This is a genomic window from Brevibacterium sp. (assembly GCF_031179145.1).
In the GTDB taxonomy this organism is placed as follows: Bacteria; Actinomycetota; Actinomycetes; order Actinomycetales; family Brevibacteriaceae; genus Brevibacterium.
Genome location: NZ_JAPSIB010000017.1, coordinates 22,925 through 36,281 on the forward strand (window position 1 = coordinate 22,925; position 13,357 = coordinate 36,281).

The 13,357-nt window shown below is 65.1% G+C and carries 10 protein-coding genes; 3 read left to right on the forward strand and 7 right to left on the reverse strand.

What is annotated here, in order from left to right; genetic code table 11:
* The first annotated feature begins 245 nt into the window (after nucleotides 1-245).
* Together RIT73_RS12750 and manA are read left to right on the forward strand one after the other, a co-directional pair.
* Nucleotides 246-2,987, forward strand: a complete 2,742-nt coding sequence (locus tag RIT73_RS12750) for an NlpC/P60 family protein (RefSeq protein ID WP_309132457.1) — start codon at nucleotides 246-248, stop codon at nucleotides 2,985-2,987.
* A 351-nt stretch (nucleotides 2,988-3,338) separates the two neighbouring features.
* Nucleotides 3,339-4,643, forward strand: a complete 1,305-nt coding sequence (gene manA / locus RIT73_RS12755) for a mannose-6-phosphate isomerase, class I (RefSeq protein ID WP_309132458.1) — start codon at nucleotides 3,339-3,341, stop codon at nucleotides 4,641-4,643.
* Between the two features lie 439 nt (nucleotides 4,644-5,082).
* Here manA and RIT73_RS12760 read toward each other — a convergent pair whose 3' ends face one another.
* Together RIT73_RS12760 and RIT73_RS12765 are read right to left on the reverse strand one after the other, a co-directional pair.
* Complete coding sequence (locus RIT73_RS12760; protein ID WP_309132459.1) at nucleotides 5,083-6,513, reverse strand: sodium:solute symporter family protein; 1,431 nt, start codon at nucleotides 6,511-6,513, stop codon at nucleotides 5,083-5,085.
* Nucleotides 6,514-6,607: 94 nt separating this feature from the next.
* Nucleotides 6,608-7,477, reverse strand: a complete 870-nt coding sequence (locus RIT73_RS12765; RefSeq protein WP_309132460.1) for a MurR/RpiR family transcriptional regulator — start codon at nucleotides 7,475-7,477, stop codon at nucleotides 6,608-6,610.
* Between the two features lie 43 nt (nucleotides 7,478-7,520).
* On the opposite strand from RIT73_RS12765, the gene RIT73_RS12770 reads away from it, so the two are divergent.
* Complete coding sequence (locus RIT73_RS12770; protein WP_309132461.1) at nucleotides 7,521-8,765, forward strand: amidohydrolase family protein; 1,245 nt, start codon at nucleotides 7,521-7,523, stop codon at nucleotides 8,763-8,765.
* A gap of 239 nt (nucleotides 8,766-9,004) precedes the next feature.
* Here the strand turns inward: RIT73_RS12770 and RIT73_RS12775 are convergent, their stop codons facing one another.
* The 5 genes from RIT73_RS12775 to RIT73_RS12795 form a co-directional block, all read right to left on the reverse strand.
* Nucleotides 9,005-9,670 carry a CoA transferase subunit B gene (locus RIT73_RS12775; protein WP_309132462.1) on the reverse strand — a complete coding sequence of 222 codons (666 nt, stop codon included), beginning with the start codon at nucleotides 9,668-9,670 and terminating at the stop codon, nucleotides 9,005-9,007.
* Between the two features lie 12 nt (nucleotides 9,671-9,682).
* Nucleotides 9,683-10,471: a CoA transferase subunit A gene (locus RIT73_RS12780; protein WP_309132463.1), complete on the reverse strand. Its 789-nt coding sequence runs from the start codon at nucleotides 10,469-10,471 to the stop codon at nucleotides 9,683-9,685.
* Nucleotides 10,459-11,175: a hypothetical protein gene (locus RIT73_RS12785; RefSeq protein ID WP_309132464.1), complete on the reverse strand. Its 717-nt coding sequence runs from the start codon at nucleotides 11,173-11,175 to the stop codon at nucleotides 10,459-10,461. The genes RIT73_RS12780 and RIT73_RS12785 overlap by 13 nt, the downstream gene beginning before the upstream one ends.
* 75 nt (nucleotides 11,176-11,250) lie before the next feature.
* A complete protein-coding gene (locus tag RIT73_RS12790) occupies nucleotides 11,251-12,369 on the reverse strand; it encodes a coenzyme F420-0:L-glutamate ligase (RefSeq protein WP_309132465.1) in 1,119 nt (372 codons plus the stop codon).
* On the reverse strand, nucleotides 12,366-13,232 hold the full coding sequence (locus RIT73_RS12795; RefSeq protein ID WP_309132466.1) for a 2-phospho-L-lactate transferase CofD family protein: 867 nt from the start codon (nucleotides 13,230-13,232) through the stop codon (nucleotides 12,366-12,368). The genes RIT73_RS12790 and RIT73_RS12795 overlap by 4 nt, the downstream gene beginning before the upstream one ends.
* Nucleotides 13,233-13,357: the final 125 nt, after the last annotated feature.

Below are 13,357 nucleotides of genomic sequence, written 5' to 3' on the forward strand. Positions count from 1 at the left end.
GATGACGCATCCGCACTTGCGGGAACAGCCGATCGGGTGAGACCGGCGAAAAAGTTTCACCACGGTGTGTCCCTTGCCAACACTGGGAACTACACCGTTGTAATCACAGTAATTTCTCATCTGGCTAGTGTGACACGCCGAAAATGTGTAACAATTTTGAGATGTTGGGGTTGCCCACCGTCCTACCAACGGTGAAGTGATCCTCTGGCCTGAACTTCCCTGTCTTCCTCGAAAAGGCTGTAACGATGAAACACATACTGCCCACTGTCGCGGGCTGCGCCTCTGTCGCACTCGTCGGCACCTTAGTGGTCACGGCTCCGACTGCCTTCGCGGCAACGGTCGAGCCGGAAGTGACCCAGAAGGCGCTGAATGTGAGCGAAGAGGGACTCAAAGTCCCCGGTGCTCGCGACTCCGCCGATTCCGGCGGCCAAGTGACCAATCAGAGCGCGACGAGCAATCTGCCCAACATCTTCAAGTCGCAGTCCGCTCTCTCATCCACGCAGATCCCCTCCACGGTCAACGTCAGTTCGGCGATCGGCCCTGAAGCCTCCGCGACGGTGACCCCTGCTTCGGCAACCCCGGCCTCAGCGAGCCTGTCCGGGCCCGCGGAGACGAACTCGCCGGTCCCGTCGGAAGGATCTGCTCCCGCCCAGCAACCCGCGGACCCGGGTGCCTCCACCGCCCCCTCGGCTCCGGCCGAGGATTCGACGGCTCCGGAGTCGAAGGACCCCGCGACCGAGGACCCCGCGACCGAGGACTCGAAGCCCGACGAGGACATCTCGGGCTCGGTGCAGCAGAAGACCGAGGACGGCGTCGGCATCGCGCTGATCTCCGATGTGCTCGACGTGCCGTCGAAGAACCCGAGCCTCGTCGGCTTCACGTTCTCCGAGGTGAAGTCGAACATCCGCATCCAGGTCCGGGTCAAGAGCGAGTCCGGTTGGAACAGCTGGAGGACCCTCGACGAGGAAGCGGGCGACAATTCCCCGACCGAGGGCTCCGAACCCTTCACCGTCAACAATGCGACGGGCGTGCAGATGCGCATCCTGGGAGATCAGGCCCCCAGTGACGCGGAACTCGTCCTCGTTGACCCGAAGCGGTCCGCGGCAGACGCACAGGCAGTGGCCGAGAACGCCCCCGTCGAGATCGAACCGCAGAGTGCCGACGGCGCGAGCGGCGCTTCGCTTCCGACCGAAACCGGTGCCGGAGAATCGGCCGAGACGGGCTCGGTGGAGACGGCAGCGGCTCCGGCCGAGGCGACCGTGACGAACCAGAACTTCGTGCCGGGATCGGCGACGGTGACGAACGTCGCCAAGTCGAAGAAGGTTCCGAAGCCGAACATCGCCTCGCGCAAGTCCTGGGGCGCCAAGCCCTACGACGGTTCGCCCGACTATGCGAGCAGCGTCAAGCAGGCCGTCGTCCACCACACCGCCGGTGCCAACAGTTACTCGGCCGAGGACGTGCCGTCGATCCTGCGCGGCATCCAGACCTACCACCAGAAGGGACGCGGCTGGGACGACATCGGCTACAACGTCATCGCCGACAAGTACGGCCGTCTCTGGCAGGCTCGTGGCGGCGACATCAACAAGGCCGTCATCGGAGCTCACGTCGCCAACCACAACTCCGGCACCTTCGGCATCTCGGTGCTCGGCACCTATGACAAGAAGGCCCCGCCGCGGAAGACGCGTGATGCCGTCGCCTCTGCGATCGCGTGGAAGCTCTCGCTGTCGGGACGCTCGGTCAGCAAGTCGACCGTCGTCGCCCACCGCGACCTGGCGCAGACCGACTGCCCCGGCGACGCCTTCTACGCGAAGATGGGCGAGATCCGTGACACCGCGTCGAAGATCCTCAAGTCCGGCGAGCTTCCCGAGGACGAGCCGAAGGAGAAACCGAAGCCCAAGACCTACATCGAGCAGTACGCCGAGGCGCACGCCAAGGAACTGGGTAAGGCCACCAGCGGCGAGTACGACGTCAAGGGAATCGAAGGCGCACGTGCCCGCAACTACGAGAAGGGCGTCGTCTTCTGGTCGAAGAAGACCGGCGCGCACCACGTCAGTGGAGGCATCGCCTCCAGCTACAAGGGCGACCTGGTCGCCCAGCTGGGACTGCCCATCGGCAACGAGCGGGGCGGTCTGAAGAACGGCGGCACCTACCAGCCGTTCACCAAGGGATCCATCCATTGGTCCAAGACCACCGGGGCCCACGCCACCGTGGGAGTCGTGCGGGACTACTGGAAGGCCAAGGGGTACGAGAACGGACACCTCGGCTACCCGAAGTCCGACCCCGTCATCAAGGACGGGCGGGTCGAGCAGCTCTTCGAGGGTGCTCGAGTGGTCTGGGCCGAAGGGTACGGAACCACTGAGTTCTCGCCCCAGGGCACCATCGCACCGGGAGCGTTGGACGCCAACGCTCCCGGCGGCGCCGGTTCTGCTCCACCAGGAGACAATGCCTCAGATGGCGGTTCGGCTGCAGACTCCGGGGAAGGTTCTGCAGACGACAAAGCCAAGGACGAGCCGAAGGAAGAGCCGAAGCCGGCCGATCCTCCGAAGGAGAAGCCCAAGGAAGAGCCGAAGCCGGCCGATCCTCCGAAGGACGAGCCCAAGGACGACAAGCCGTCCAAGGACGAGCAGATCCAGGCTCAGCGTGACGCCGTCATCAAAGAGGCGAAGAAGCACCTCGGCGTGAAGTATGTCTGGGGAGGCACCTCGCCGAAGTCGGGCTGGGACTGCTCCGGCTACACCCAGCACGTCTACGGGAAGATCGGCATCGACCTGCCGCGCACGACGAGCCAGCAGCGACGCGCGGGCAAGGAGATCTCGCTCAAGGATGCCAAGCCCGGCGATATGATCTGGATTCCCGGCCACATCGGCATCATCTCCGAGACCAAGGGGAAGATGTACGACGCGGGCTCGAGCCGCACGAACACCTCGAAGCGCAGCTACGAGTGGATGCTCGGTCGCGGTGCGAAGGTCATCCGCGTGATCGGCTGACAGCGCAGCCGTGCCTCGGTGCACGCATGAACGGTGCCTCGCGCCCGGCTCCCCAGGAGTCGGACGCGAGGCACCGTTGTTCTGTCTTCGGCCCTTGTGCTCTCCGGACGTCGTGGTTGGGGGACCTTCTCGTCTGCGGAGCGCCGGATCTGCCACCTTCTGGTCTGCGGAGCGCCGGATCTGCCGGCAGGAGCGCCTCTCAGGCCTGGTCACACGTGGTGAACAGATTGTGACAAGTACTGAACAATTGGTGAAGGCGGAGGAAAAAGACACGACCTCGGCAGATGGACGCGCTACGGTGGACGGACAAGCAAACACGTTCACCTGAAGGGGCTCATCACATTGCGCCGATTGCACAACACAGTCAAGAACTTTGATTGGGGCAGCACGGACGCGATTCCAGCGATTCTGGGAACCGTGCCCGACGGCACTCCCTGCGCTGAGCTCTGGCTCGGAGCGCATCCCCTCAGCCCGTCCCACTTGGTCTCGGAGCAGCCTCACTCGGGGGCATTCGCCTCGGGGTACCGGCACATCGGCTCCGCCTCCTCGACCTCATCGACGGACACGCGCACGACCACGAGTGCTCCCACCGGTCCCAACCTCATCGAGTACCTGGCCGGCGACCCGGAAGGGCTGCTCGGACGCGATGGCGTGGACGTCTTCGGCCCGCGGCTGCCGTTCCTGCTCAAGGTGCTGTCCGCGCAGAAGTCGCTCTCCATCCAGGTGCATCCGAACCCCGAGCAGGCCGCGATCGGATTCGCTCGCGAAGAAGCCGACGGCCCCGACCTCGATGCGCCGCACCGCAACTACAAGGATCCCTCGGCCAAGCCGGAGCTCATCTACGCGCTCACCGAGTTCCATGCCCTGACCGACTTCCGTCCTCGTCGGGCCGTCAGGGCGACATTCGAGCGGTTCCTGTCACTGCCTCTGACTCCCGAAGCGCTCGACTTCCTCGGCGAGGTGCTGGCGTCCCTGAGGTCGCTCGGTGAAGCGCGCGCGAACTCCCGGACCGTTGAGCTCATCCTCGGTGATCCGCGCGCTCCGCGCTTCGTCGACGAGCTCTCCGCGCACGAGCTCGGAGAGCTCCCGGACGGACATGCCAGCCGGGCCGGCAGCGCCGTCGACCCGATGGAGACGTTGCGGGAGCTCGTCAGCGATTTCCCGGGCGATCCTGGAGTTCTCGTCGCCCTCATGCTCAACCGCACCCACCTCGAGCCGGGGGAGGCGCTGGCGATCCAACCCGGTGTGCTCCACGCCTACCTCGGAGGCACCGGCATCGAGATCATGGCGTCGAGCGACAACGTGCTGCGCGGGGGCCTGACGCACAAGCACGTCGACATCCCGGAACTCGGCAGGGTCGCGAAGTTCACCGCGGCTGCTGCCCACAGGGTCGATCCCGACCGTGACGGAGTCTTCCGCGGACCGACAGAGGAGTTCGCGCTGCAGGTGCTGCGGTGCCCACGGCTGAAGAAGATCGATCGTCGGGGCCCGAGCATCGTCTTGTGCACCTCCGGCACGATCACGCTGACCTCGGTCGGATCGTCGGTGACACTGACCCGGGGCCAGAGCGTGTTCATCGCGGCAAACGAGCCTGGGATCACGGCAGACGGCCACGGTGACCTGTTCGTCGCCACCACGGGCCTGGAGCGGCCGTAGCGCTGCGCCTGAGGGCAGGCGGATGGGACGCCGGAAGGTCGAACGTCCTGCCGCTGCGCTGTGCCTGCGCAGGGGAGCCGGTCACCGGATAGTCGCACACCCATTGCCTGCAATTCGCACCGTTGCACGGGGGTGCTTTGCGGCCAGCGGTGCCAAGTGCTGAGCCACCTATTGCCAGTGTGCCGACCGGCGGAAATTGAGCCCTGGAGTTGCCGACTGAACGGCGATAGGTGCGCCCAGCGGTGACTATTGCCGGCTGAACGGTGGCGGTGGCGCCCAACGGTGGTGGTTGCGCGCAGCGGTGGGAATTGCGGCTCGCTGTGTTCAATGCGGGCTGGGGCAATCGAGGCGAGACGCAGAAGAGCGGCACCTTCGCGGTGAAGGCACCGCTCTTCTGCATGTCAGTGATCTGCGAGCCGGCAGAGCACCGAACCCTGGCTCAGACCTCCTGTGACAGCGTACGGTGTTCGGCTGAGGCTTCGGCCTGCGGTCTCCGTCGCTTTGTGAGCAGACTGACGACGATGAGCACGACGACTGCTGTCGGCAGCGCAGGGATGGCTGAATTCAGTGTCTCCGATCGGCCTGTGGCCTCCCAGATGATCGTCACCGCTCCTCCGACGATCATCGAGCACATCGCTCCCGCGGGGGTCACCCGCTTCCAGAACAGGGCCGCCAGGATGACGGGCGTAATCGCCGCACCGTACATCGAGTATGCGTACATCTGAAGAGCGAGCACCGATTCGAAGAACTGAACCAAGATGAATCCGAGGACCGCGATGGCGAGGACGGACAGGCGACCGACGACGACTCCCCGCTTCGAATCGCCTTTGGTCTTGTTCCTGACGTAGATGAGGTCATAGACGATGTTTCCCGAACACGTGAGCAGGTATGAGGAACCGGTCGTGACGATGAGGGCGAGGGACGCAACAAGGAGAACAGCACCCATTCCGGAAGGCGTGAATTCTCCTTCTGCAAGAGCGAGGATCGCCATATCTGGGTTGGTTCCTGGCATGAGGATTGTGGAACTGGAGGCCAGGAGGATGATCGGAGCAACGATAAGCGCGGCCCCGAAGAAGAATAGGATCGTGGCATTGCGCGCAACTTTCGGCGATCGCGCTGCCGCCAATCTTTGATGCATATTCTGATCGCCGAGGATGAGCAGGAAGAGCGGCAGGAAGAATCCGAGGATCTGTAGGGGAGAGAGCACCCCTGTCACCGATTTGAACGCCGGATCGAGCCGGCCAACGTAGCTGCCGAATCCACCGAGGTCGACGACGAACACCCAGATGAGCACTGCAAGGAGAGAGGCGACGATAAGCACTGCGGAGAGAAGATCGGTCCATGCCACCGACTTCAACCCGCCGGACAGGGACAGGAAGGTGATGAGGACTGTGGCGATGATCGTTGCCTGAGTAGTCGACAGGGGAGTGATCAGTGTGAGGATATATCCCGCGCCGGTGAACTGATAGGCCGTGATGCCGATGAAGGCGACGAGGACGATGATCGTGCCCACGGTTCGGACCGGCCGTCCGAATTTGGCTTCGAAGAGCTCTGGCACAGTGTGGAAGCCGTTCTTCCGGACCTTGGGAGCGAGGAAGTAGAGGACCGCGATTCCGCAGAACGTGCCGCCGAAGAAGAGAGCGCCGGCGAGGGGCCCGTTCGTGTAGATGAAGTTGGCGCCGCCGATGATCGAACCCGATCCGACGAACGTCGCCAGCAGCGTGCCGGCCAGAACCCAAGTGGGCAACGACTTGCCGGCCAGCACGAAATCCTCTCCGTCCTTCATTGCGGCAGAGCGACCGAACCACGCGGCGATGGCGATCATGATCGCCACGTAGACGACGAGGACGAGGACAAAAGTGAGATTCATGGGCGATCCTAGTGTTGTGGAGCACAGTCATGCACAGGCCGAACACGATTCTCAACCACTGTTGCCGCAGAATGCAATAGATTATGCAGGAATCTCATTCCTCGGCCACAACGGCGGTGAGTTCCCAGAGGGTATCGATCTGCTCGAGCATCCTGTGAGTCCTGCTCTCGTCGCGCTTGGCGATGAGCCCCAAGAGAATCTGCACGGCGCTGGTCGCGCACACCAGGGAGGAGATCACTTGTGTGGTCTCGGTGGGGACAAGCACATATTCATCCGCGATGCCGGTGAGGGCCGTGTGTCGATCGGCAATGACGCAGATCTTGACCCCCTGCTGTTTCGCCACCTCTGCGACCTGCAGCACGATGCGCGAGGACTTCCAGAGGGAGAACGCCAGGAAGCAATCGCCTTGACGCAGCAGCCTCACCTCATTGATCATCGACGTCGCCGAACCCGAATGGCACCGGATCGGATAGCCGAGCATCTGCCCGATGTGGGCAAGCTGCACCCCGGGGGCCGAATATGCCCCGGTCGCGAAGACGCCCGTACTCGCTGCCGCGCCGATATGTTCGGCCATGCGCCTGAGGGCTGATTCGTCGAGGCTGCTCCGCAGGTGCTCGAGCAGCTCGATGTCCTTATCGATCGCCGTCGCCGAAATCCCTTGACTCCGGTTGTGGATGTAGACGTTCCGTGAAGTCAGGGAGGCCAGGTAGCGGCTGCGGATCTCTGCGGAGAACGCGGGCCAGCCGGAGAAGCCCAGGGCCTGCGCTGTTCGGACGACCGTCGCAACATTGACTCCTGCGATGTTGGCCAGCGCCTGAGCTGAGCAGTAGGCGGCTTCCTCAGGATCGGCCGCGATGGCGTGCAGGACGGCTTTGGTGCTCCGAGTCAGACGAGTGCCGGACTCGAAGGACTCGATCCAGTCGGTGAAGCTGTTCACAGTACGGACTTCCTTTGCAAAAGCCATTGCAGAATTAATAGTGTGGTTCCATCATCACACGGTCGCCAGAATGGAAATCGATATGCATCTCGACACGGCAGTCTCGTCCATCATCAACGCGCGGATCCTGGACGTCGAGAGCGGAACCCTCTCTGAGCCCAGCACGATCGAGATTGCGGACGGTGAGATCACGGCTGTCCGAGCGGGAGCGACGACTATTGCGAGCGGTGCCTTTGACGCTGGTGGGCGTGTCGTGTCGCCGGGGCTGATCGATGGGCACGTCCACGTGCTCGCGTCGACAGCGAACCTCTCAGACCTCGGAGGAGAGTCACCCTACTATCTCGCGGCACAGGCCTCGCGTCTGCTCGGAGACATGCTCTCGCGCGGCTTCACCGCTGTCCGCGATGCAGGCGGTGCCGACTTCGGCCTCGCGGCCGCAGTCAACGAGGAACTGATCACCGGACCGCGGCTGTTCTTCGGTGGCAAGGCACTGTCCCAGACAGGAGGGCATGCCGACATGCGGGGTCCGGGCACCCACGTACTCGATCGTCACATGTGCTGCCCAAACATCGGGATTGTCTGCGACGGTGCTGATGCGGTGCGCAAGGCGGCGCGAGAGAATCTGCGCACCGGCGCCGACCACATCAAGATCATGCTCTCCGGGGGAGTGGCGTCCCCGACGGATCGGGTTGACTCCACGCAGTTCTCCGACGAGGAGATCCGAGCAGCTGTCGAAGAGGCTGACGCCGCCAATCGCTATGTGCTCGGCCATGCCTACACTGCTCGCTCCGTGAATCGAGGTCTGTCCCTGGGAGTGCGGTCGATTGAGCACGGGAACCTCATCGATGAGAAGAGCGTGGAACTGTTCCTGGAACATGATGCCTTCCTCGTCCCGACACTTGTCACCTACGAAAGGCTCAAGGCCGACGGAGCTCAGTTCGGCCTACCCGAATCCAGTCAGAAGAAGGTCGACGATGTTCTTTATGCCGGCATCGATGCCCTGGCCCTGGCCACTGAACATGGAGTAAACATCGTCTACGGCTCGGATCTGTTGGGTGGAATGCACCCGCACCAGAACCACGAGTTCGTGATCCGGTCCCAGGTCCAGACCCCTCAGCAGGTGATGCGATCGGCGACGACGACAGCAGCGCGTCTGCTCGGTCAGGAGGGGCGTCTGGGAGTCGTCGCCGAGGGAGCCCACGCCGACCTGCTCGTGCTTGACGCCAATCCGCTTGACGACGTCACTGTGCTCGGCGACGCCGAGACGGCCATTCACTCTGTGTTCAAGGGCGGCCGGGCCGTACGAAGGCCTTGAGATCGATTCGCGAGCGGTATAGCCAGCTTCTGGACCTTCGTTCGAAGCGAAGCGTCTCGATCGTCCTAACTCATACTGCTGCAAGCAGCCGAATTGCGCCCAGCGGTGGGAATTGCGGCTCGCGGTGTTCAACGCGGGCCGGGGCAATCGAGGCGAGACGCAGAAGAGCGGCACCTTCGCGGTGAAGGTGCCGCTCTTCCCGTGGTGCCGCGGGACGAGCAAGACGCCCGCGGGCCGGCTCAGACGTCGGGGACGGTGACGGTGCCGACTTCGGCGGGGACGACCACCTCGGCGCCGGTCTTCTCCTGGATCTCCTCGGCCGTGACTCCCGGTGCCAACTCGACGAGGGTGAACGCGTCACCGCTGATGTCGAGGACGGCGAGGTCGGTGACGATGCGTTCGACGACGCCCTTGCCGGTCAGGGGCAGTTCGCACATGGACAGCAGCTTGGGAGTGCCGTCCTTGGCCACGTGGTCCATGATGACGATGACGCGCTTGGCGCCGTGGACGAGGTCCATCGCGCCGCCCATGCCCTTGACCATCTTGCCCGGGATCATCCAGTTCGCGATGTCGCCGTTCGTGGCCACCTGCATCGCGCCGAGGATCGCGACGTCGATCTTCCCACCGCGGATCATGCCGAAGCTCGCCGCCGAATCGAAGTAGGAGGCGCCGGGGAGCATCGTGACGATCTCCTTGCCGGCGTTGATGAGGTCGGGATCGATCTCGTCCTCACGCGGGTAGGGTCCGACCCCGAGCAGTCCGTTCTCCGACTGGAGGACGAGGTGCACGCCGTCGGGGAGGAAGTTCGGCACGAGGGTGGGCATGCCGATGCCGAGGTTGACGTAGCTGCCGTCGCCCAGCTCCTGAGCCGCACGGGCCGCCATCTGGTTTCTTGTCAATGCCATGTCAGGTTCTCCTCAGCCCTTGTCAGCGCTCGGCTCGGTGCGGACGGTGCGTTTCTCGATCGGCTTGTCGGCGACCTGCTCGGGGGTCAGCGGCACGACCTTGTGGACGAAGATGCCCGGCAGGTGCACGGCATCGGGATCGATCTCGCCCGGCTCGACGAGCTTCTCGACCTCGGCGATGGTCACACGTGCGGCCTGAGCCGCCGGGGGATTGAAGTTGCGCGCCGAGGAGTGGAAGACGAGGTTGCCGTGACGGTCGCCGACAGCGGCGCGGACCAACGCGAAGTCAGGCGCCAAGGACTGCTCGAGGACGTATTCCTTCTCCTCCCCGAAGGTGTCGAACACCCGGATGTCCTTCGGCGGCGACGACTTGATGACGGTGCCCTCCGAGTCGTACTTCCAGGGGATGCCGCCCTCGGCGACCTGGGTGCCGGCTCCCGTGATCGTGTAGAACGCGGGGATCCCGGCACCTCCGGCACGCAGCTTCTCCGCCAGGGTTCCCTGCGGGGTGAGCTCGACCTCGAGCTCACCGGAGAGGTACTGTCGGGCGAACTCCTTGTTCTCACCGACGTAGGAGGCGATGATCCGGCGCAGTCGATGGTTGGCCAGCAGGACTCCCAGGCCGCGTCCGTCGACGCCGGCGTTGTTGGAGATCGCCTCGAGGTCCTTCGTGCCCTGAGCGTCGATCGCGCGGATGAGGAACTCAGGCACGCCGACGACCCCGAAACCGCCTACGGCGATCGATGAACCATCGGCAATATCGGCTACCGCCGCAGCGGCTGTGTCAACTACTTTGTCCATGAACCCAGTCTGCCACGGACCTCTCCGAGAGTGCCCGCCAGGTGTGAGATCCGATCCTCGGCCATGCCGTTGGCGAGAAGGACCTCACCGCCGCCGAGGAGGTGGCCGAGGAAGCGGGCCCACTCATCCGCCCGCGGGGTGGAGTGGGAGACGAGGAGTCCCTCCGGTCTGGAACCGGAAGCAGACCCGGTGACCGTCGGTGAGTGGGTCCAGTCGACGGGCTCGGCGCCGACCTCGAGGACTCCGGAGGCGTCGAGGCGACGAGAGGTGACGTCGGGGTAGGCCCGGATCGAGGAGTTGACGTCGATGAAGTCCGCCGCGACCGGGGTGCTCAGCGCCAGAGCCGGGGGATTGTAGACGAAGATCTCCTCGGCGTCGACGAAGCTCTCCTCCGTCTCCGATCCGAGCGGCACGAAGGCATGGAAGTCACCCTCGGGCGCAATCGACGGGGTGGCCTCGCCGACGACGACCCGCCCTCCGGCCAGCAGGACAGAGAGGATCGCGACGACCTCTCGCCAGTGCAGGCCGTTCGGCATCGGCACGAACAGGGTGAAGTCGGGACCGAGGTCGTAATCGCCGAAGAGGCCGACTCCCTTATTCACCCAGTTGGCGATGACCGGTCCGGTGAGGTCGAGGCTGTCGTGGTCGGGACCGCGCCAGAGGAGGACGGGCCCGCCGGTGCGGGCGATGACGGAGAGATCCACGGGTGACCAGCTTTCATGAGTCGGGTGCGGGTGAGTGCGGGCACCGGGGTGCGGGGCGAGGATGGGAATCGGGGCTCAGGGCCTCTGCAGGCCGATGTCGATGATCACCCCGCGCGGGTAGGAGCTCTGCTGCCACTGCCAGCGGGTGGTGGCGGTGAGATCCTCGGCGTAGAGCGCAGTGTGGGTGCGTTCGACGAGCGAACCCAGCCCGACCATCGCCTCGAGCAGGGGAGGGCCCTCGGTCTGTGGGCTGGCCGGTCCGTCCGAAGGAGTGATGATGACGCGCGATCCCGCTCCTTCGATGCGCATCCGCCAGGCCTCGTGGCCGGGTGTGCGAGCCTGACCGGCGCGGACGACTCTGAGCGCGCGAGAGACGCGTTCGAGGATGTCGTCCCCGCCGTCTCCCGCTGCGGCCCGGCCGGGAACGGCGGTGACTCCGAGTCCGCGGTGGATCGCCTCGACGTGGCCGTGGCGGAACCAGTCCTCGTCGAGGTCCCGGTTGAGCGCCTTCGCCCCATCCCGGCCGTTGTCGAGGTAGCCGCCGGCACCGCGGACGAGGGCCATCGGGAGTCCGCGTGAGGAGCCCTTGACGAGGTCCGCAGCGGCCGCGATCTCGTCGGCGATGGCGCGCACGGTCACGGTCTGGACACGGCCGTCGTCGTCGAGCCGGCCGCGCTGATCGTCGAGGCCGGAGAATCCGGACAGGCCGAGGGCGAAGTCGCCGACCCCGATCCGCCAGGGCCGGGAAGTCGTGTCGGAGATGACGAGTCCGATGCGCACGGAGAACGCCTGTTCCACTCGCGCCCGGAGTTCGTCGGCGGAGCGGTCGGAGTCGACGGGATGGAGCACGACCGCTCCGCCCGAGTTCGACTGATCGAGGCCGGCGGCGGCCTGCACTGTGCCCGCATGCGTGCGCACGATCTGGACGGTCGTCCCTGAGGCATAGGTGCGTTCGGCGACGAGGTGGGACGACGAGTCCGCGACGAGGTCCTCGAACTCCGCCCGGTTCGCCACCTGCGTCATCCGACCCTCGGCCTTGGACACGACCTTCGAGGCGACGACGAGCACGTCCCCGTCCTTGAGGTCGATCCGGTTCCGCCGCAGAGCGTTGATGAGGATCGCCGCCAGGTCGGAGCCGGCGACGATCGCCTCCTCCACGGGAGGGGCGTAGACGGTGAGCAGTCGGTCGTTCATGCGTGATCCCAGATCGTCGAGGTGCGGCGGTCGATCTCTCCCAGGGCGACAGCCTCGGCGACACTGTCGACAAAGGTCACAGACCCCAGGTGCTGCCGGAGCCGGTCGCGGTGATCCCCGTGCCGACTGGCGTGGTCATGGTGGTCATCGTCGCCGAGGTGGTCGCCCTCGTCGCGGCGGTCGCCGTCGCCGAGGCGATCTCCGGCCAGAGCGACGACGTGTCCCCGGGTGCCTTCGAGGGCATCCTTCATCCCCGGCAGGGACACTACCGCCTCGACGCCGAATTCCGGCATCGCCTCCGTGCAGACGAGGACGAGGTCGGCAGCGCGGATCGCCGCGAGGACGCCGGGAGCCGCCTGGGCGGCGTCGAGACCGCTGAGGGCGAACTCCTCCGCGGCAGGACGGCCCTCGGCCAGCCAGCGGTGGATCGGCCAGGCGGTCGAATCGACGATCGCGAACGCCTCCACCGCCTGGTTGCTCAGCGGGAGGATGTCGAAGTCGGGGGAGAACCGCTTGGCCATCGCCGCGGTCGCCTGGGCGAGCGTGTAGCCGAGGTTGAGCAGACGCGTCCGCAGCACGGCTGCGGCCAGCGTCCGCTCGGTCATCGGGAACCATTCGGCGTCCACCCGATAAGCGAGCAGCTCGTCGACCGCCCCGCCGGCGACGGGCTCGGTGGCCGGCATCGTCAAGGCGTCGATGTCGGGGCTGAAGCGCAGGCCGTGGACAGTGGCGTCGGTGAGAGTGGAGGCGACGACGGTGAGCGTCTCGATCGGGGGAGCGGAGTCCTCGAATCCTGCGCGGGCGATGAAATCGCTGACTGTACCGGTTGATTCGGCAGTGGCACCGAGCAATACGACTCTCATCCCTCCATAATCCCACCTGCGTGTGATCTTTCCGAAATTCCCACGATCCGTTCAGATGCTCCCCATAGGTTGTGTCACTGACGATGGACGTCCGCTAGATGTGGTGTTGTGGGCGCGTGTGCATG